General features: G+C 67.1%; 17 protein-coding genes and 1 pseudogene. 7 read left to right on the forward strand and 11 right to left on the reverse strand.

All coding sequences use genetic code 11. The annotated features are described in order from the left end of the window. Window positions 1–63 precede the first annotated feature (63 nt). From V9K91_RS18195 to rpsU, 3 genes are all read right to left on the reverse strand, one after another. Window positions 64–1,014, reverse strand: a complete 951-nt coding sequence (locus V9K91_RS18195; RefSeq protein ID WP_336443488.1) for a YihY/virulence factor BrkB family protein — start codon at window positions 1,012–1,014, stop codon at window positions 64–66. Between the two features lie 179 nt (window positions 1,015–1,193). Beyond that, a complete protein-coding gene (locus V9K91_RS18200; protein WP_093532977.1) occupies window positions 1,194–1,640 on the reverse strand; it encodes a GatB/YqeY domain-containing protein in 447 nt (148 codons plus the stop codon). 115 nt (window positions 1,641–1,755) lie between these two features. Next, window positions 1,756–1,971, reverse strand: a complete 216-nt coding sequence (rpsU, locus tag V9K91_RS18205) for a 30S ribosomal protein S21 (protein WP_002808376.1) — start codon at window positions 1,969–1,971, stop codon at window positions 1,756–1,758. Between the two features lie 167 nt (window positions 1,972–2,138). Here rpsU and tsaD point away from each other — a divergent pair, with 167 nt between their 5' ends. Next, the gene (tsaD, locus tag V9K91_RS18210; protein ID WP_249833636.1) at window positions 2,139–3,164 is read left to right on the forward strand and encodes a tRNA (adenosine(37)-N6)-threonylcarbamoyltransferase complex transferase subunit TsaD; all 1,026 of its coding nucleotides are present in this window, start codon (window positions 2,139–2,141) and stop codon (window positions 3,162–3,164) included. Here the strand turns inward: tsaD and V9K91_RS18215 are convergent. Further along, window positions 3,160–3,381: pseudogene (locus V9K91_RS18215) on the reverse strand (hypothetical protein); the annotation flags it as partial. The gene tsaD and the pseudogene V9K91_RS18215 overlap by 5 nt on opposite strands. 405 nt (window positions 3,382–3,786) lie before the next feature. Here V9K91_RS18215 and folB point away from each other — a divergent pair. From folB to V9K91_RS18235, 4 genes are all read left to right on the forward strand, one after another. Next, a complete protein-coding gene (folB, locus tag V9K91_RS18220; protein ID WP_093532979.1) occupies window positions 3,787–4,140 on the forward strand; it encodes a dihydroneopterin aldolase in 354 nt (117 codons plus the stop codon). A gap of 133 nt (window positions 4,141–4,273) precedes the next feature. Continuing rightward, window positions 4,274–5,548 carry a mechanosensitive ion channel domain-containing protein gene (locus tag V9K91_RS18225; RefSeq protein ID WP_336443489.1) on the forward strand — a complete coding sequence of 425 codons (1,275 nt, stop codon included), beginning with the start codon at window positions 4,274–4,276 and terminating at the stop codon, window positions 5,546–5,548. A gap of 82 nt (window positions 5,549–5,630) precedes the next feature. After that, the gene (gene bglX / locus V9K91_RS18230) at window positions 5,631–7,805 is read left to right on the forward strand and encodes a beta-glucosidase BglX (RefSeq protein WP_095364460.1); all 2,175 of its coding nucleotides are present in this window, start codon (window positions 5,631–5,633) and stop codon (window positions 7,803–7,805) included. Between the two features lie 128 nt (window positions 7,806–7,933). After that, on the forward strand, window positions 7,934–8,557 hold the full coding sequence (locus tag V9K91_RS18235) for a hypothetical protein (RefSeq protein WP_095364459.1): 624 nt from the start codon (window positions 7,934–7,936) through the stop codon (window positions 8,555–8,557). Window positions 8,558–8,783: 226 nt separating this feature from the next. Here the strand turns inward: V9K91_RS18235 and V9K91_RS18240 are convergent, their stop codons facing one another. After that, window positions 8,784–9,947: a PQQ-dependent sugar dehydrogenase gene (locus tag V9K91_RS18240; protein ID WP_095364458.1), complete on the reverse strand. Its 1,164-nt coding sequence runs from the start codon at window positions 9,945–9,947 to the stop codon at window positions 8,784–8,786. Between the two features lie 142 nt (window positions 9,948–10,089). On the opposite strand from V9K91_RS18240, the gene yiaA reads away from it, so the two are divergent. Further along, window positions 10,090–10,521 carry an inner membrane protein YiaA gene (gene yiaA / locus V9K91_RS18245; RefSeq protein WP_068848781.1) on the forward strand — a complete coding sequence of 144 codons (432 nt, stop codon included), beginning with the start codon at window positions 10,090–10,092 and terminating at the stop codon, window positions 10,519–10,521. A gap of 23 nt (window positions 10,522–10,544) precedes the next feature. On the opposite strand, the gene V9K91_RS18250 is transcribed toward yiaA, so the two are convergent. The 6 genes from V9K91_RS18250 to V9K91_RS18275 all read right to left on the reverse strand — a co-directional run bounded on the left by V9K91_RS18250 (window position 10,545) and on the right by V9K91_RS18275 (window position 16,532). Beyond that, window positions 10,545–10,907 carry a hypothetical protein gene (locus V9K91_RS18250; protein WP_068848783.1) on the reverse strand — a complete coding sequence of 121 codons (363 nt, stop codon included), beginning with the start codon at window positions 10,905–10,907 and terminating at the stop codon, window positions 10,545–10,547. Between the two features lie 95 nt (window positions 10,908–11,002). Beyond that, window positions 11,003–12,298 (reverse strand): amino acid permease, encoded by a 1,296-nt coding sequence (locus V9K91_RS18255; RefSeq protein WP_068848785.1) that lies wholly within the window; start codon window positions 12,296–12,298, stop codon window positions 11,003–11,005. Next, window positions 12,295–13,089 (reverse strand): L,D-transpeptidase family protein, encoded by a 795-nt coding sequence (locus tag V9K91_RS18260; protein WP_068848787.1) that lies wholly within the window; start codon window positions 13,087–13,089, stop codon window positions 12,295–12,297. Before V9K91_RS18260 ends, V9K91_RS18255 begins: the two co-directional genes overlap by 4 nt. Window positions 13,090–13,106: 17 nt before the next feature. After that, window positions 13,107–13,955, reverse strand: coding sequence for a MurR/RpiR family transcriptional regulator (locus V9K91_RS18265; RefSeq protein ID WP_068848789.1), 849 nt, complete (start codon window positions 13,953–13,955; stop codon window positions 13,107–13,109). Between the two features lie 28 nt (window positions 13,956–13,983). Continuing rightward, a complete protein-coding gene (locus V9K91_RS18270; protein WP_068848791.1) occupies window positions 13,984–15,090 on the reverse strand; it encodes a dipeptide epimerase in 1,107 nt (368 codons plus the stop codon). Then, a complete protein-coding gene (locus V9K91_RS18275) occupies window positions 15,090–16,532 on the reverse strand; it encodes an SH3 domain-containing protein (RefSeq protein WP_336443490.1) in 1,443 nt (480 codons plus the stop codon). The genes V9K91_RS18270 and V9K91_RS18275 overlap by 1 nt, the downstream gene beginning before the upstream one ends. 201 nt (window positions 16,533–16,733) lie before the next feature. On the opposite strand from V9K91_RS18275, the gene V9K91_RS18280 reads away from it, so the two are divergent. Further along, window positions 16,734–18,149 (forward strand): transglutaminase domain-containing protein, encoded by a 1,416-nt coding sequence (locus tag V9K91_RS18280; protein WP_336443580.1) that lies wholly within the window; start codon window positions 16,734–16,736, stop codon window positions 18,147–18,149. Window positions 18,150–18,189: the final 40 nt, after the last annotated feature.

The following is an 18,189-nucleotide window of genomic DNA, read 5'->3' on the forward strand; positions in this document are numbered from 1 at the left end:
GGCAGCAGCAGGGGGCACGGCCGGCAACGGCCACGCACGGAAGCGGGGGACCCCGCTAGTCTACTAGCTGGCGGTGCCTTCGCCCGGTTTCGGCGGCACGATGCCGGCCTCGGCCAGGTGCACGCGGGCACGCAGGCGCTCGTCGATCACCGCCGTCATCAGCGCGCCCACGAAGAACACCACCGTGGCGTAGTAGATCCACACCAGCGAGATCACCAGCGCGCCCATCGAGCCGTAGGCGCTGCCCGGCGCCACCGTGGCGATGTACAGCCCGATGGCATAGCGGCCCAGCGCGAACAGCGCCGAGGTGATCACCCCGCCAATGAACGCCTGCCGCCAGGCCACGCGGCGGTCGGGCAGGTAGTGGTAGAGGAACGCGAAGCCCACCGTGTACAGCAGCAGGCTGGTCAGGTAACCCACCGCCGGCAGCACCGAGGGCAGCTGCGCGAACGCCACCTGCAGCATGGTGGTGGCGGTCATCGACAGGATCAGCAGGAAGCCCAGCGCCAGCACCACGCCGAAGGAAAACACGCGCTTGCGCAGCCACGCCACGATGCCGTCCAGGCGTTCGCCGCTGGTGTTGAAGATCAGGTTGAGTGCGTTCTGCAGCTGGGCAAACACCGCCGTGGCGCCGATGAACAGCAGCAGCGTGCTCCACATCCCGGCCAGCGAGCCCATCGAGGGCTGGTTGTCGGCGTTCTTGAGCACGGTATCGGCCACCGTGGCCGCGCTGCTGCCGGCCACATCGTTGATCTGGCCGATCAGCGCCTGCTGTGCGGGCGGGTACAGCGAAGCGGTAAGCCACAGCAGCAGCACCAGCAACGGCGCCATCGACAGCAGGGCATAGAAGGACACCGATGCGGCTTGGGTCAGCACGTCCACATCGACGAAGCGTTTGCCCACGGCAACCGGGAAGCTGCGTTCAAGCCGGTCCACGTACTTGCGCAGGCGGGGCGGAACGCGGGAAGGGCCGTGCGCGGGCTCGGGCGCGGGAGAGGGCGGCAGCGAAGACATGCCTGGATTTCTAGCAGGCCCGGTTCGAAGACCGGGTGAAACGCGGACCCATCAGCGGTGGGCGCCTACCGGTAGGACACGCAAGGTGCGGCGAAAGCCGCACCTAACGTCGTTTACGACGGCCCGAAGGGTGCCCGCGCGCAGCGTGGGCATACCGTTGGTCGTGTCCCCCCGCTCACTCAACCGGCGAAGTGCGCCTTCACCAGCTTGGAGACCAGGCCCATGTCGGCCTGGCCGGCCAGCTTCGGCTTCAGCGCGCCCATCAGCTTGCCCATGTCGGCGGCGCTGGCGGCGCCCGTTTCGGCAACGGCGGCCTGGATCGCAGCCACGATCTCGGCTTCGCCCATCTTGGCCGGCAGGTAGGTGTCGATCACCACCAGTTCGTCGCGCTCGATCTGCGCCAGGTCTTCACGCTGGGCCGCTTCGTACTGGCTGATCGAGTCCTTGCGCTGCTTGACCATCTTGTCGAGCACGGCGATCACAGCGGTGTCGTCCAGCTCGACGCGCTCATCCACTTCGCGGCGCTGGATTTCCGCCTTGATCAGGCGGATCACGGACAGCTTGTGCTTGTCGCCCGCCTTCATGGCGGCCTTCATGTCTTCGGTGAGCTGCAGCTTCAGGCTCATGGAACACCTCGTATCGATGAAAAGGGTGGAAACGCAAAAAGCCGGTAACGCTCGCGCGTTCCGGCTTCGGCTCCGCCGCGACAGGACAAGCCTGCCGCATCGAAGTTGCGTCCGATCAGTACAGGCGCTGACGCTTGGTGACGTCGCGCGACGAGCGGCGCAGCTGACGCTTCACAGCAGCGGCAGCCTTACGCTTGCGCTCCTGGGTCGGCTTTTCGTAGAACTCGCGCTTGCGGGTTTCGGCCAGCACGCCGGCCTTTTCGCAGGTGCGCTTGAAGCGACGGAGCGCAAACTCGAAGGGCTCGTTCTCGCGGACTTTAACGCTGGGCATGGAATCTCCGGGACACAGTAGAACCGGGTCACGCCCGGTGAGAGCCGCACATTATAGCGGCGAGAAAAGAAGTTGCAACCCACCCCGGCAAAGATCCTGGCCTGGGGTAGTGAAGGGCACGTCGGCGGTACGTCTGCCAAGGCCTCAAGAGGTCCATAATACCCGTTATGCGAGTCCTTGGTATCGAATCTTCCTGCGATGAGACCGGTGTGGCGGTGTATGACACCGCCGTGGCCGGCCCGGACGCCCTGCGCGCCCATGCCGTGTACAGCCAGATCGCCCTTCACGCCGAATACGGCGGGGTGGTGCCTGAACTGGCCAGCCGTGACCACGTGCGCAAGCTGCTCCCCCTGATCCGCCAGACCCTGGCCGAGGCGGGGCTGGGCGTGGGCGACATCGACGGGGTGGCCTACACGGCCGGCCCGGGGCTGGTCGGCGCCCTGCTGGTGGGCGCGGGCGTGGCCCGTTCGCTCGCCTGGGCGCTCGACGTGCCTGCGGTGGGCGTCCACCATATGGAAGGCCATCTGCTGGCCCCCCTGATGGAAGACGACCCGCCGGAGCCGCCGTTCGTGGCCCTGCTGGTGTCCGGCGGGCATACCCAGCTGGTGGCGGTAGACCGGATCGGTCAGTACCGCCTGCTCGGCGAGACCCTGGACGATGCCGCCGGCGAAGCCTTCGACAAGACCGCCAAGCTGATGGGCCTGCCGTACCCGGGCGGCCCGCAACTGGCAGCCCTGGCCGAACAGGGCACCCCGGGCAGGTTCAAGTTCACCCGCCCGATGACCGACCGGCCCGGGCTGGATTTCAGCTTCTCCGGCCTGAAAACCCAGGTGCTGCTGGCCTGGCGCGACAGCGACCAGAGCGAGCAGACCCGCGCCGACATCGCGCGCGGCTTTGAAGATGCCGTGGTTGAAACGCTGGCCATCAAATGCGAGCGCGCGCTGGATGCGGCCGGTACCGACGTGATCGTGGTGGCCGGTGGCGTGGGCGCCAACAAGCGCCTGCGGGCCAAGCTGCAGCAGATGGCCGAACGCCGTGGCGGCCGGGCGTGTTTCCCGCGCCCTTCGCTGTGCACCGACAACGGCGCCATGATCGCCTTCGCTGGCGCGCTGCGCCTGGAGGCCGGCCAGCACAACCCGCCGCAGGTGCAGGTCACCCCGCGCTGGGACATGGCGACGCTGCCGGCGGTGTAGCAGATGGCCACCGCGGCCCATGGATTCGGGTAAGCGCATCGGATACGGCGTTGCGGGTCACCACCTCGCCAATGTGCAGCGGCACCAGAAACGCGGCGGAGATGCGTGCATTCCAGAGGTAAAGTTCGAGTGGTGTGCACTGTGTGCTGCAGGTGACTGCACAATCGAATGTGCGCAGCCGTTCTTCCGACAAAGCACGTCTTACTGCGTCTTCCATATGCACACTGCTGGCCCCTCATGTCCGATGGGTGGAGGATGGAGTGGCAGGCGGCGCTGTGAACATCAGGGATCAGTAGGCTGTTGCGAGGTTGTCTCAATCGATCTGCGGAGCCTGATTGACTGTCTCTATTGAATCGACCGCAAGAGCGAAACTCGTCCCAATTCCAGTCAACACTGGTTGACGGCGTAGCGCCGCCCACGTAATTTCTGCCTCACGCGCCACCGGGACTCGCGGATGGGTATCCCATCTCCACCCGGGGACAAGAGGTAAAGCAAAGGGCCCCGCGCGGGGCCCTTTGTCTTTTTCGGCCCGCATTTCACATCGGGCGCCGCCAGGCACCGGTTCGAGGCACGTTCGGGGCCGTCCCGTTACCATGGTCGCCATCTTCTACGTGGCACTCCTATGGACAAGGTATTCATCGAAGGGCTCGAGATCGATGCCCTGATCGGGATCTACGACTGGGAACGGCGCATCCGCCAGACCCTGCGCTTCGATCTGGAAATGGGCTTTGACAACCGCAGGCCGGCGGCCAGCGACGACATCGCCGACACCCTGAACTACAAGGCCGTGAGCAAGCGCATCGAGCAGTTCGTGCGCGAATCCGACTTCGGCCTGGTTGAAACCCTGGCCGAGCGCATCGCCGAGATCGTGCTGCGCGAATTCAACGTGCAGTGGCTGCGCCTGAAGCTCAGCAAGCCCGGCGCGGTGCGCGGCGCCAAGGCGGTAGGCGTGATCATCGAGCGTAGCGCCGCCTGAGGCACCGCTGCCCGGCACTGACCGCGCAGCTGTCGCACGGGCCGCGCCCCGGTCGCGCAGCTGTCGCAGGGGCCGCGCCCCGGTAGCGCCGACTGTCAGTCGGCCCTCGCAATACCAAGAGAACCCGTAAACGATGGTAGACGCCGTAATCGCAGTACAACTCCTGGAAAACCTGCAGGACACCCTTGAACCCTGGCCTTGGGCCTATACCACCATCGTGCTGTGCGCATTGGCGCTGGCCGCCTGGCTGGCCAACTTCGTCACCAAGCGCATCCTGCTGCGCGGCCTGCGCCGGCTGGTGCGGCGCCTGCCGGGCCACGGCGCTGGCAATGAAGGTGGCAGCAACCTGCGGGTGATCTCGCGGCTGTCCAACGTGGTGCCCAGCATGGTCATCGCCGCCGGCATCCGGATCGTCCCGGATCTGCCGCCACAGCTGGTGGAATTCATCATCGGCGCCTGCCGGGCCTGGGCGGTCCTGACCGTCGCGCTGGCGGTCTCGCACGCGCTGGATGCGGCCAACGAGCTCTACGAGCGCCGCCCCGATGCCCGCAACAAGCCCATCAAGGGCTATCTGCAGGTCGTGAAGATCGTGGTCTTCGCAGCCGCAGGCCTGGTCATTGTTGCTGAACTGCTGGGCCTGAAGCTGGGCCCGATGGTGGCCGGCCTGGGCGCCGCCACCGCCGTGCTGATGCTGGTCTTCCAGGACACCATCCTGTCGCTGGTGGCCAGCGTGCAGATCAGCGGCGATGGCCGCGTGCGGCTGGGCGACTGGATCGAAATGCCCAGCCAGAACGCCGATGGCGATGTGATCGATATCGCCCTGCACACCATCACCGTGCAGAACTTCGACAAGACCATCACCACCATCCCGACCAAGAAGCTGGTCACCGAGTCGTTCAAGAACTGGCGCGGCATGCAGGAAGCCGGCGGCCGCCGGATCAAGCGCGCGCTGTATCTGGACCAGCACAGCGTGGGCTTCCTCGACGCGGCGGCATTGCAGCGGCTGGAGCAGTTCGCGGTGCTGGGCGACTACCTGCGTGAGAAGCAGGCCGAGCTCACCCAGTGGAACACCCAGCTGCAGGCCCAGGGCGTGGCGGCGGTGAACGCGCGCCGGGTCACCAACCTGGGCACCTTCCGTGCCTACGTGGAGCGCTACCTGCGCCGGCACCCCGGCATCCATACGGATATGACGTTGCTGGTACGGCAGCTGCAGCCCACCACCGAAGGCCTGCCGTTGGAGGTGTACTGTTTCACCCGCACCACCGCCTGGGCGGGCTACGAAGGCATTCAATCAGACGTGTTTGACCACCTGCTGGCGATCCTGCCGGCGTTCGGGCTGCGCGTGTTCCAGGCCTCCAGCGATGCCATGTTGATGACCGCACAGCAGCAGCGGGCCGCCGCAGAGTAAGCTCCTGTGCCCCGCGCTTTGCTTTGCTGGCGGCGGGAACGCTAGAATCTCGGCCTTGTAAACGTTTTCATAAGGATAGCCGGTGGCCTCCGATCGCATCGAAACCCTCATTGCCCAGATGACCGTCGAAGAAAAAGTCGGCCAGCTGGGTGTGTTCGCGGACATGGTCCGGCCGTTCGCGCCGGACGTGAACCCCGAAGCCAATGTCAGCAACGCCGACCAGGTGCTGCAGCAGGTGCGCGAAGGCAAGGTGGGCTCGCTGTTCAACGGCGTGGGCGTCGAGGCCGGCCGCCGCATCCAGCAGGTCGCCCTGGAAGAAAGCCGCCTGGGCATTCCGGTGATCCTGGCCGCCGATGTCATCCACGGCATGCGCACCGTGTTCCCGATCCCGCTGGGCGAAGCGGCCAGCTTCGAACCGGACCTGGCCCAGCGCACCGCGCGCGCCACCGCCGTCGAAGCCACCGCGGCCGGCCTGCACTGGACCTACGCACCGGCGGTGGACATCGCCCGCGACCAGCGCTGGGGCCGCGGTGCCGAAGGCGCCGGTGAAGACGTGGTGCTGGGCTGTGCGTTCGCTGCCGCCCGCGTGCGCGGCTTCCAGGGCCCGGACCTGCGCGCCGCCGACGCGCTGCTGTCCACCCCGAAGCACTTCGCCGCCTACGGCGCGGTGATGGCCGGCATGGAATACAACATGGTGGACATCTCGCCGCAGACCCTGCGCGACGTGCACCTGCCGCCGTTCAAGGCCGCGTTCGAGGCCGGTGCGATCACCGTGATGTCCTCCTTCAACGACATCAACGGCGTGCCCGCCAGCGCCAACGCCGAACTGCTCACCGACATCCTGCGCGGCGAGTGGCAGTTCCCGGGCGTGGTGATCTCCGATTACACCGCCGACATGGAACTGGTCGCGCACGGTTATGCCGCCGACGACCGCGACGCCACCGCCAAGGCCTTCACCGCCGGCCTGGACCTGAGCATGCAGAGCGGCTTCTACGCCGAACACCTGCCAGGCCTGATCGACAGCGGCGAGGTGCCGATGGCCACGCTGGACGAATCGGTGCGCCGCATCCTCAACCTGAAGGAAGCGATCGGCCTGTTCGACGATCCCTACCGTTCGCTGGATCCGGTGCGCGAAGCCGATACCTCCTACATCGCCGCGCATGACGAACTGTCGCGCGATGCCGCGCGCCGTTCCATCGTGCTGCTCAAGAACGAAGGCAACGTGCTGCCGCTACGCAAGGCGGGGCAGAAGATCGCCCTGATCGGCCCGTTCGTGCAGGACCGCGACAACATCGAAGGCTGCTGGACGCTGTTCGGCGACAAGTCGCGCTACGTCACCCTGGAAGCCGGCGTGCGCGCGGCGATCCGCGATGAAAGCCTGCTGGAGATCGTGCCCGGCTGCGACCTGGAAGCGGCCGTGCAGGACGGCATCGAACAGGCCGTCGCCGCCGCACTGCGTGCAGACGTGGTGGTGCTGGCGCTGGGCGAACCGCAGCGGTACAGCGGTGAGGCGCAGTCGCGGGTGGAAATTACCCTGCCGGCAGCGCAGCAGGCGCTGGCCGAGGCCGTGGCGATGACCGGCAAGCCGCTGGTGGTGCTGCTGCGCAATGGGCGCGCGCTGGCCCTGCAGGGTGCGGTGCGCAATGCGCAGGCCGTGGCCATCACCTGGTACCTGGGCACGCAGACCGGCCCGGCCGTGGCCGATGTGCTGTTCGGCGATTACAACCCGTCCGGCCGCCTGCCGGTGAGCTTCCCGCAGGTATCGGGGCAGCAGCCGTTCTTCTACAACCACCCGCGCACCGGCCGCCCGGAACTGCCGACCATGTCGGAGTTCAAGGCACGCTGGCGCGAGATCCCGAACGCGGCGCTGTACCCGTTCGGGCACGGCCTCGGCTACACCACCTTCGCTTACGGCGTGCCGCAGTTGAACAGCGCCCAGCTGGGCTGGGATGACACGCTGGAGATCACCACCACCCTCACCAACACCGGTGCGGTGGCGGGTGAGGAAGTGGTGCAGCTGTACATCCACGACCGCGTGGCCAGCCGCGTGCGGCCGGTGCGCGAGCTCAAGGATTTCCGCAAGGTGGCATTGCAGCCGGGCGAGAGCACGGAAGTGCGCTTCACGCTGGATCGTCATGCGCTGGGCTTCACCGGCCGTGATGGCGTGTTCCGTGCGGAGCCGGGCCAGTTCGATGTGTGGGTGTGTGCGTCGTCTGCCGCCGGTGAGCCGGTGATCTTCGAGCTGCTGGCCAAGTGATCTGGCGCCGGGCTATGCCCGGCGATCCCTCACCGCGCGCTTGCCAGGCAGGGCCTGGCGCTACCGTCATGGGTGCTGCACGCCATACGGGCTACGCTGGCATCTTCGAGATATCGACGGAGCCGTGCATGCGCCTGATCAAGATCCTGCTTCCCACGTTGATGCTGGCTGCATGCAGCCAGCCCACGCCGCCGGCCAACGAAGCGGCGGCGCCCTCGACATCGCCGCCGGCCACTGCGCCCACGGCCGCCGAGGATGCGCCGCAGGCCGGGTTGTCACCCGATGCGGTGGAGCCCACCACGGCGGCCACGCCGGATACGGCTCCCCCGGTAGCGGGGACCGATTCGGCGGCGACGCCTGCGGATGCATCTGCCGACGCCGAGGGGGGCGCACGCGAGCGCATTACCAAGCTGCTGGGGGATGCCGCCCCGTACGAAAGTGTGTTCAACGAACTGCAGCGTAGTGTTGCAGCAGGTGACCGTGCCGCGGTGGCCGGGCTGATGCGGTACCCGGTTCGGGTCACCATCGCCGGCAAGAACCAGAAGGTGGCTGATGCCGCTGCTTTCCAGCGCGACTACGACAGGATCGTAACCCCGGCGTTGGCGAAGCTGATTGCCGAGCAGAAGTTCGACACCCTGTTCGTCAACTGGCAGGGCGTGATGCTGGGCCAGGGCGAGGTGTGGATCAACGGCACCTGCCTGGACAAGGAATGCACGAAGAGCGACGTCAAGGTCAACAATATCGGGCAATGACGCATGGCTTCGTTGGAGGTCATGCGTTACCGGATGTTGATGGCGCAGCGGCAGTCGTTTGGGAACCGACCCTACCCCCAGCACCGCCGACCGGGCCGGTTGGGCCGGACGGGACTGCGCGCTGGTAGGGTCGCATCCCGATCGACCGCCGTGGCATTGCCCGCGTTCGGTAATGGCATGAACGTCGGCGGGGAAGGCCGGGCATCGCCCGGCGCTCCCACCTGCATCACCCCTTCGGAGTGAGCTTCAACAGCTTGCCCTTGCTGCCATCTTCCAGCAGCCAGATCGCGCCATCCGGTCCCTGTTCCACTTCGCGGATGCGTTCACCCATCAGGAAGCGCTCGGCTTCGCGCGCGTTGTCGCCGTCGAAGGCCACCCGCACCAGCGAGGTGGACGACAACCCGCCGATGAAGCCGCTGCCGGTCCACTGCGGGAACAGCGTGCCGCTGTAGATGATGAAACCGGCCGGCGAAATCACCGGGGTCCAGGTCACCTTCGGCGCGGCGAATTCCGGGCGCGTGCTGTGGTCGGGAATGTCGCGGCCGTCGTAATGGTTGCCGTTGGACACGATCGGGTAACCGTAATTGGCCCCGCGCGTGATCAGGTTCAACTCATCGCCACCGGCCGGTCCCATCTCGTGCACCCACAGCTTGCCGCGCGCATCGAAGGCGATGCCCAGCGCATTGCGATGGCCCAATGACCACACCTGCGTGGCCACGCCCCCCTGGGAGGCGAACGGATTGTCGGCCGGCACGCTGCCGTCGTCGTTGAGGCGGATGATCTTGCCCAGGTTGCCGGACATGTCCTGCGCCGGATCGAACTTCTGCCGCTCGCTGGAGGTGATCCACAGCTTGCCGTCCGGACCGAAGGCCAGGCGGTGGCCGTAATGGCCCTTGCCTTCCACCTTCGGGGTCTGGCGCCAGATCACCTTGAAGTCTTCCAGCGTGCCGCTGCCATCGGCGGCCAGCACCAGCTTGGCGCGGCCCACGGCGGCACCGCGCGTGTCGTTGTCGCCTTCCTCGGCGTAGCTCAGGTACACAAAGCCGTTCTTTGCGAAGTCCGGGTGCGGCAGCACATCCCCGAACCCGCCCTGGCCGCCGTAGGCCACCTTCGGCACGCCGGTGATCTCCGCGCTCTTTCGGGTGGTCAGGTTGAAGTGCTTCAACCGGCCTTCCTTCTCAGTCACCAGCAGGCTGCCATCGGGCAGGAAGCTCATCGCCCAGGGCTGGTCGAAGGTGGCAAATTCGGTGGCGGTGAACGGCCACTGCGCCTTTTCCAGCGCGGGCGCGGGCGCGGAGGCCGCCCCGGGCGTATCGGCGGCCACGCAGGCGGTGGTGAACAGGGCGGGGGTGGCGGCGAGGGCAAGGCTGAGCAGCAGGTGGCGGGTCATGGGAAATCTCCGGAAGGGGACGCGAATGGCCAGCCGTTGTTGTACACCATGGCCATCAAGGGGGCGTGGACCATACGTCACCCCCGTAGGCGGGTGCGGGGGAATCGGCTACCGTAGGCGCCATCAAAAGGGAGTTTGAACAATGAAGCCTCAGGTCACCAAACCGTCTCCGGCGTTCATCGCCGCCTCGTGGACCGCACTGCTGCTGGGCGCCGTGGCGTACCTGGTCGGCCTGTTCAACGCCGAAATGGCACTGAACGAAAAGGGCTACTACCTCACCCTGCTGCTGTTCGGCCTGTTCGCCGCCGTGTCACTGCAGAAGAGCGTGCGCGACCGGGTGGAAGGTATTCCGGTGAGCAGCCTGTACTACTCGCTGTGCTGGTTCGCGCTGCTGGTGTCGCTCTTGCTGCTGCTGGTGGGCCTGTGGAACGCCACCCTGCTGCTCAGCGAAAAGGGCTTCTACGGCATGGCCTTCGCGCTGAGCCTGTTTGGCGCCGTGGCCGTACAGAAGAACACCCGCGACCTGATGGCCGCGGGTGATCGCGAGATTCCGCCGATTCCGCGCGCGGAGTAATCCATCGCCCGGCTGCGCGATACTCAGGTACCGCGCGGGACACCCTTGTCCAGGTGTGACTGGTGCAGGGCGGTGGATTCGTCCCAGCCACGGCGTACTGCGTTGCGGGCCTGCGCCCAGGTCAACTTGCTGGTGGCCTGTTCCCGTGCCCAGCGCGATTCGAGTTCGGCTTCCACCTGCTCGTAGGCGTCGATCATTTCATCGGCGCGGGTGCGGGCGTGGCGGGAGCTGTAGCCGAGGTAGTAGGCCGGCTCGTAATCCTCGAACGCCAGGTCACTGTCGTAGTACGGCTCGGCGCTGAAGCGCTCGCGCCAGTAATCCGAGACCGCTTCACGCGGCACGCCGTCTTCCGGCACCCGGCCGGGAATCTGGTAGTCAGGGCTCATGTGGGGCTCCGGTTGGGTGAGTCTTCAACCTACCCAAGGACCGGTTAACGCGGCGGGCGCGTGGGGTGAATGTTGGATCAAGGAACAGCCGCCCGTCACCCTTCCTGCTTGCGCGGCAACAAATAGATCACCCCGCCCACCGCAAACGCGATAAGCGCGGCGGCGATGTTCTGCCAACTTGCGCTGGCAAACAGCGCCAGGCACAGCACCAGCGCCAGGATCGGAATCAGCGGGCCGCCGGGCAGCTTCAATGCGCCAGGGCGATCGCGGAAGCGGCGGGCCAGGACGATCACGGCTGCCGCCGTGCCGATGTACGCAAACAGGCGCGTGGTCATCGACAGCAGCGCCAGCTGCACGAACGAGCCGGACAACGCGAGCACCAGCGCGATCAGGCCCTGGGTGATGATCGCCGCCGCCGGGGTGCGGAAGCGCGGGTGCACCTGCGCCAGCAGCTTCGGCCCGTAGCCATCGCGCGCCAGGGCGAACAGGAAGCGCGGGCCCATCATCATCGTGTTGCTGTTGGTGCCCAGGATGGAGATCGTCGCGCCCACCGTGAGGATCAGGGCCAGCGCCTCGCCGCCAAAGCCGGCAGCAGCATCGGCCAGCGGCGTGGCCGAATCGGCCAGGCCCGGCAGCGTGCCCTGCGCGATGAACTGCACCGCGCCGTAGATCACCGTCACCGTGATGATCATGGTGATCAGCGCGAACGGAATATCGCGGCGCGGATTGCGGTACTCACCGGCCGCGGCCGGGATGTTCTCGAAGCCTGCATACGCATACAGCAGCAACAACGCCGCCTCGCCCATGCGCTGCAGGTCGTGCGGGTCCGGGCGGGTGCCGGAGAAGGCCAGGTCGGTATCCACGTAGAACGCGCCGATCGCCACGAACAGCAGCAGCGGCAGCATCTTGCCGATCACCAGCACGATCCCGGTCCGCGCCGCCGAGCGCACACCGGCGACGTTCACCGCAGTCAGGAACCCCAGCGAGGCCACGATCACCAGCACCCGGCCCACGTCGTGCCCGGCCCAGGGCCAGAACCGTGCCACCGCATCGGCCAGCGCGTTGCTCAACGCGGCCGCCGAACTGATCCGGGTCAGCCAGATCATCCAGCCGATCTCGAACCCGGCAAAGCGCCCGAACGCCTCGCGCGCATACAGGTAGCTGCCGCCGGGTTCATCGAAGTAACTGGCCGCCTGCGCGTAGCACAGCACCAGCAGTGCCACCACGATGCCCGCTGCCACCACGCCCCACAGGCTGAACGGCCCCAGCAACAGCACCGTCGCGGCCGGGAGCAGGTAGATGCCGCTGCCGATCACATCGTTGATCGACAACCCCACGATCTGCCAGCGGCTGACCGCGCGTTCCAGTTGCGGTTCGGGCGCGGCGCTCATCGTGCGGCCTTGGGCAGGGCCGGCAGCTGCCAGTCCTGCTGCAGCCGCTGGTACTGCGCGCGCGGCAGCAGCACGAACACCGGGCGCTGGGCCGGGTCCAGCCAGGCCAGCAGGCCGCGCATGTGTTCGGGCTGCATCGCCGTGCAACCGGCGGTGGCCTCACCCGGCGTGCGCCACAGGTGCGCGAAGATGCAGCTGCCCCGGCGCGGTTCCGCGTTCGGGTTGTGCTCGATCACGAAGCCCTCGCGGTAGCGCACGTCGCCCTTGTTGTGCAGGTCCAGCCGCATCGGTTCGGTGGAGCCTTCCACCGCATCGGCACCCACGACGTCGGCATCCACAATGCGGTTGTAGTACTTCGAATCCGGTACATCCATGCAGTAGCTGCTCTCCAGCATCGGCTGGTAGGGCATCGCGCTGGCCACCTTCGGCGCATAGCCGAACGCCGGGCCGATCCTGAACATCCCGGCCGGGCTGCGGCCGTCGCCTTCCTGCTTCACCGGCTCGCCCGGCTGCTGCGGCCCACTGCCGTCCGGCGCGGGCGCTACGCCCACGCCCCAGGCGCTGCCGTTGCGGCCCACCGCCACATCGAAGGCGGCGCCGTGCGGCTGCCAGCCCTGCGCGGTGCGTGCATAGGCCTGCAGGCGGCCCTGGGTGGCATCCCAGCCGTCGGTGGTGACCACGATCATCTGGCCGTTGTCCAGCAGCGGTGTGGCCACGGGGGTGAGTGCCGACGCGGGCAGGGCGCTGGCAACCAGCACGGTGGCAAAGGCGGTACGCAGCAGCGACAGCATCGGGTGCACTCCGGGAATCAGGTGTCGATCAGGTGTTCGATCCGTTCCAGGTTCACCCCGAGCTGGCGGTGGCGGTCCGGGTTGGCGTGGCAGAGCAGCACGAACACGAAGTCCAGCAGCGACTGCAAGGCAGAACGGTACAACAGTTGCGCCACGTGCGGCGCCGGATCGTGCGCGCACACCACCAGCGCGCCATCGGCGTGCGCGCGCAGCGGGTTGGCGCTGTGCCGGGTGATCGACACCACCTTGCCGCCCACGTCCTGGAACTGGCGCGAGAGCTGGAACAGCTGCGGCAGCTTGCCGAATTCGGAAAACACCAGCAGCACATCGCCCGGCCGCGCCGCCGAGAGGTTGGCCATCATCAGGATCGGGTCGGCGTGGTGCACCGTAAGCATGCCCAGCAGCGACAGCCGCATCGCGAACTCGCGCGCGTACAGGCCATCGTCGCCCAGCCCGTACACGAACAGCTTGGGCGCGCCGTCGATCAGCTGCACGATCGCTTCCACGTCCGCCTGCGGGTTGGCCAGCCGGGTTTCCTCGTCGGCCGCGGTACGGCTCAGGCGCAGGCGCTCGGCCAGCTGGTCGTAATCGTTGCCCGGCGCGGCGGCCGGCGGGCCGGCGGCCGGATCGTTGCCGGCGCGGGCCACGGCCTGGCCGATGGAATACTTCAGGTCCGGGTAGCCCTTGAAGCCCAGCTTCTGGCTGAACTTGACCACGCTGGACTGGCTGATGCCCAGCGCGCTGGCCAGCTGCTGCGACGAGTAATCGCGCAGCAGGTGGGCATTGTCGAGGATGAAATCGGCGATGCGGCGTTCGATCGCCGACATGTGGTCACGCTCGGAGCGGATTTTCACCAGAGGCGGCATGGGGTCATCAAAAAGGGGACGGGGGACGTTACCAGCGCGGCGGCTTGATCATCTCCAACCCGCGCACCTCGGTGATGCCCAGGCCGGGCGCATCGCTGATGGTGATCTCCGACTCGTTGAAATGTACCCCGCCGGTGACCGGATTGAACTGCCCCAGCGACGGGCCGTCCAGGTCCACCTTGGTGATGATCTCGCTCTTGGCCACCGCCAGGTGCACGGCCGCGGCCACGCTGATACTCGATTCGATCATGCAGCCGATCATGCACGGCACCCCGTAGATGGCGGCGATGTCGGCAATCCGGATCGCGTTGGACAGCCCGCCGGTCTTCATCAGCTTGATGTTGATGATGTCGGCCGCGCGCTGCTGGATCAGGTCGAACACCTGGCCCGGGTTGAACACGCTCTCATCGGCCATCACCGGCGTGTTGACCCGGTCGGTCACGTACTTCAGCCCGCTGATGTCGGCCGCCTTCACCGGCTGCTCGAGCAGCTCCAGCACCACCCCGGCCTCTTCCAGCGTGCGCATGGCGTGCACCGCCTGCTTGGCCGTCCAGCCCTGGTTGGCATCCAGCCGCAGCAGGGCGCGGCCCTGCACGGCGGCGTGGATCGCCTTCACCCGCTCGATATCCAGCCCGATGTCCTTGCCGACCTTGATCTTCAGCGACTCGAAGCCACGGTCGATCGCCGACAGCGAATCGGCCACCATCTTGTCGATGTAATCCACGCTGATGGTGATGTCGGTGGTGATCACCGGGTCGCCACCGCCCAGCATCTGGTACAGCGGCGCCTTGTGCAGCTGCGCCCACAGGTCGTACACCGCGATTTCCACCGCCGCCTTGGCGCTGGTGTTGCGCTCCATCGACGACTGGATCAGCGCGCAGTTGCGGTTGAGTTCGGCCACGTCTTGGCCGACCAGGCGCGGCTTGATGAAGGTGTTGATCGCCTCGATGATCGAACCGTGGGTGTCGCCGGTGATCACCGCCGTGGCCGGCGCCTCGCCATAGCCGGTGTGGCCGGTGTCGGTGCGCACCAGCACCACGACGTCTTCCACCGTATCCACGGTGCGCAGTGCGGTCTTGAACGGGGTTTTCAGCGGCACGCGCAGCATGCCAAGTTCAATGTCGGTGATTTTCATCAAGGAGTCTGGGGCCGGATGCGCTGGATGTTGGTGATGCGATCGATGTAGCTCACGGTGTCGCTGGCCATCATCGGCTGCAGCGGAGTCACCGAAACGCCGTTGAGGTGGGCCTGCACGCGATTGCCGTCGTGGCCGAACCAGCTGCCGCCGGCGGTGTCGTGGATCATCCACGTCTGCCCGTCGAGCTGGCCGATGGTGACCATCACGTGGCCGGGAATGTAGACCAGGTCGCCCACCTGCAGCTGCTGCACGGCCGCGTTGCGCCTGGCCTTGCCGTCCTTGTCGCTGAAGGCGATGCGGTCCAGCGCCGGGCTGACTGCCTGCGCGCTGGTATTGCGCGGCACCAGCACGCCGAAGCTGCGGTAGATCTCGGACACGAAGCCGCTGCAATCACGGGTGTCGTACGAATGGCCCCAGCCGTAGCGCTCGCCCAGGAACTTGAACGCCTGGGTGAGCACGTTGCGTGGGGTCAGGGGCAGGTAGTCGCTGGCGGTGTCCTGCGAACGCGGCAGCAGCGCCGGCACCAGCGCCAGCGTGCCATCGGCATTGCGCACCGGCAGCTGCACCACGTGCGCGGCGTGCGCCTGCTGGCCGTTCACGGTCTGGTTGAGCGGCCAGTCGGCCAGCACCGGCACGCGCACGCCCATCTCCAGCTGCAGCCGCGACACGCGCGGCTCTTCCGGGGTGAATGCGGTGAAGGCGGTGGCGCCGGTCACTACCCGGTAAGGACCCTGCTGGCCGTAGCCGAACACGGTGTCCGCGCTGCCAATGCCAACGTAGCGCTTCTCAATCCACGCCGAATAGCGCTCGCTGGTGACGAACAGCCACTGGCCGTCGGCGCTTTCATGCAGCACCGCCACCGCGTCGCCGGGGAACAGCGCCGATTCCTGGAAGCGGTCGATATCAGTGTCGCCCTGCGCGGTGAACACCCGCAGCGCGGTCGGGAACGCACGCAGCGCCGCGCGGTGGGTCACCAGCCCGTACTGCAGCGGGCGCTCGGCGGGAATGGCCGCCAGGGCCAGGTTCGCCTCGATGGCGGTACGTGCGCTGGCGGGAATCGGCTGCTCGTCTTCGCCGAACAACGGCTTCGTCGGCCAGCGCGACAGCGCCTGGATGTCGGCCAGCACCCGCGCACGCGAAAGCCGGGCCGGGAGCGCGCGCAGGTCATGGATGGAGTCGTCTTCAGCGCGCATCCGCGTGTTCTGCGCGGCAATGCCGGCGCGATCCAGGCTCACCCGGTCGGCATCGGGCAACCGGGCCGCCCAGAACGCCGGGTCGAGGTAGGCCTCACGCAACCCGGTCACGCCGCCGAATGCCGCCGGCGGCGCAAAGGGCGCGTCGGCCCAGGTCGCGCTGGCGGGCAGCAGCGTCAGCGCCACCAGCAGGGCGCGCGCCAGCCACGCAGGCCGCACGGGGCGGCGGGGGGAAGCCTGGATCATGGAGCGGTCACCCTCCTCGAAAGCGTCAGGAATATTTATTCCTTTTTCCGGCGAAAGCAAGAATAAATTATTGACCACCTGTCAGGCCCGTGTTACACAGCGATTACCACCTGCACCTTGGGAAGTGTCGCCGTGGATCTGCCCGTACGCAAACCGCGTTCTCCTGCCTCGACCTTCGCCCGGCGTGCCGCGACGGCATGCCTGCTGCTGGGCATCGCCTCGGCCGGGGCGCAGGGTCCGGCGCTGGATGCGGTGGTGGCGCAGATCGACCACGGCGATTTTGCCGCTGCCGATGCCCGCATCGCTGTGGCCATCAACGACCCCGCGCTCAGCGCAGACGCACGTGCCGCCTATGCGTTCCAGCGTGAGCGGATGCGCCGCATGCGGCTGGACTTCACCCTGGACGAGGCCGCCGCCAAGGCCCTGGTGCGCAAGCAGATCCCCGACCTGCGCTATGACGAGTTCGCGCGCTGGGATGCCGCCGGCCTGATCGAACACCTGGATATCGACGGTGAACGCCGCTACTTCAAGCGCGCGCCGGCCAACCTGTTCCGGGTCAGCGCCGAAGCCAAGGCACGCCGCGCGCCCAACGTCCCACTGCCGGTGGATGGCCCGTACGAGAATCTCGCCCCGCACCATGAAGAAGTGATCGCGGCGGCCAAGGCCAGCGGCACCCGCAGCGTGGTGCCGCGCCGTGTGGAAGTCACCCAGTCGATCACCGTCAAACCCGATGCCGTGCCCGCCGGCGAACTGCTGCAGGCATGGATTCCATACCCGCGCGCCATTCCCGGCCAGCAGGAAGACATCAGCTGGATCGGCCCCAAAAGTGGCGCAGTGATCGCGCCCGAAGCAGCCCAGCAGCGCACCGTCCACCTGCAGCAGAAGGCCGTGGCCGGCAAGCCGACCCGCTTCGAGATCCGCTACGCCGTCACCGTCTACGCCCGCCACATCGAGATCGATCCGGCCAAGGTGCTGCCCACGCCGGCCGATCCCGCATTGCAGCCCTACCTGGCCGAACAGCCACCGCACGTGGTGTTCACCCCGGCGTTGCGCGCGTTCTCGCAGCGCGTGGTCGGCAATGAAACCAACCCATACCGCATCGCCCAGAAGCTGTTCGACGCGGTGGACCAGATCCCGTGGGCCGGCGCCCGCGAATACTCCACCATCTCCAACATCAGCGATTACGCCCTGCACGCCGGCCACGCCGACTGCGGCCAGCAGACGCTGCTGCTGATCGCGCTGCTGCGCCTCAACGGCATCCCCGCGCGCTGGCAGTCCGGCATGGTCTATTCGGACGACGCGGTGGGCTACAACAACCTGCACGACTGGGGCGCGTTGTACATGGCCCCGTATGGCTGGGTGCCGATGGATGTCACCACCGGCCGCCTGCAAAGCGCCGCCCCGGCGCTGCGCGACTTCTACTTCGGGGGGCTCGATGCCTACCGCATCGCCTTCAACGACGATTTCCAGCAGCCGTTCCAGCCGGCCAAGCAGCACCCGCGCTCGGACACCGTGGATTCGCAGCGCGGCGAAGTCGAATGGTCCGGCGGCAACCTGTACTTCGATCAATGGAATTACGACTTCCAGTCGCACGTGGTGCCTGCCACACCGCGGTAGCACCCCACCGTTGGTGGGGTGATCAACATTAATTTTTCAC

Origin of the sequence: Stenotrophomonas sp. CCNWLW57, assembly GCF_037203925.1 — a bacterium.
Classification (GTDB): Bacteria; Pseudomonadota; Gammaproteobacteria; order Xanthomonadales; family Xanthomonadaceae; genus Stenotrophomonas; species Stenotrophomonas rhizophila_A.

What these genes read in the sequence shown, in the direction of transcription:
- V9K91_RS18195 (WP_336443488.1), bottom strand. Translation starts at nt 1,014, where the DNA reads ATGTCTTCGCTGCCGCCCTCTCCCGCGCCCGAGCCCGCGCACGGCCCT.
- V9K91_RS18225 (WP_336443489.1), top strand. Translation starts at nt 4,274, where the DNA reads ATGGTAGACGCCGTAATCGCAGTACAACTCCTGGAAAACCTGCAGGAC.
- folB (WP_093532979.1), top strand. Translation starts at nt 3,787, where the DNA reads ATGGACAAGGTATTCATCGAAGGGCTCGAGATCGATGCCCTGATCGGG.
- V9K91_RS18240 (WP_095364458.1), bottom strand. Translation starts at nt 9,947, where the DNA reads ATGACCCGCCACCTGCTGCTCAGCCTTGCCCTCGCCGCCACCCCCGCC.
- V9K91_RS18255 (WP_068848785.1), bottom strand. Translation starts at nt 12,298, where the DNA reads ATGAGCGCCGCGCCCGAACCGCAACTGGAACGCGCGGTCAGCCGCTGG.
- V9K91_RS18250 (WP_068848783.1), bottom strand. Translation starts at nt 10,907, where the DNA reads ATGAGCCCTGACTACCAGATTCCCGGCCGGGTGCCGGAAGACGGCGTG.
- V9K91_RS18275 (WP_336443490.1), bottom strand. Translation starts at nt 16,532, where the DNA reads ATGATCCAGGCTTCCCCCCGCCGCCCCGTGCGGCCTGCGTGGCTGGCG.
- V9K91_RS18270 (WP_068848791.1), bottom strand. Translation starts at nt 15,090, where the DNA reads ATGAAAATCACCGACATTGAACTTGGCATGCTGCGCGTGCCGCTGAAA.
- rpsU (WP_002808376.1), bottom strand. Translation starts at nt 1,971, where the DNA reads ATGCCCAGCGTTAAAGTCCGCGAGAACGAGCCCTTCGAGTTTGCGCTC.
- V9K91_RS18260 (WP_068848787.1), bottom strand. Translation starts at nt 13,089, where the DNA reads ATGCTGTCGCTGCTGCGTACCGCCTTTGCCACCGTGCTGGTTGCCAGC.
- V9K91_RS18235 (WP_095364459.1), top strand. Translation starts at nt 7,934, where the DNA reads ATGCGCCTGATCAAGATCCTGCTTCCCACGTTGATGCTGGCTGCATGC.
- tsaD (WP_249833636.1), top strand. Translation starts at nt 2,139, where the DNA reads ATGCGAGTCCTTGGTATCGAATCTTCCTGCGATGAGACCGGTGTGGCG.
- V9K91_RS18200 (WP_093532977.1), bottom strand. Translation starts at nt 1,640, where the DNA reads ATGAGCCTGAAGCTGCAGCTCACCGAAGACATGAAGGCCGCCATGAAG.
- V9K91_RS18265 (WP_068848789.1), bottom strand. Translation starts at nt 13,955, where the DNA reads ATGCCGCCTCTGGTGAAAATCCGCTCCGAGCGTGACCACATGTCGGCG.
- yiaA (WP_068848781.1), top strand. Translation starts at nt 10,090, where the DNA reads ATGAAGCCTCAGGTCACCAAACCGTCTCCGGCGTTCATCGCCGCCTCG.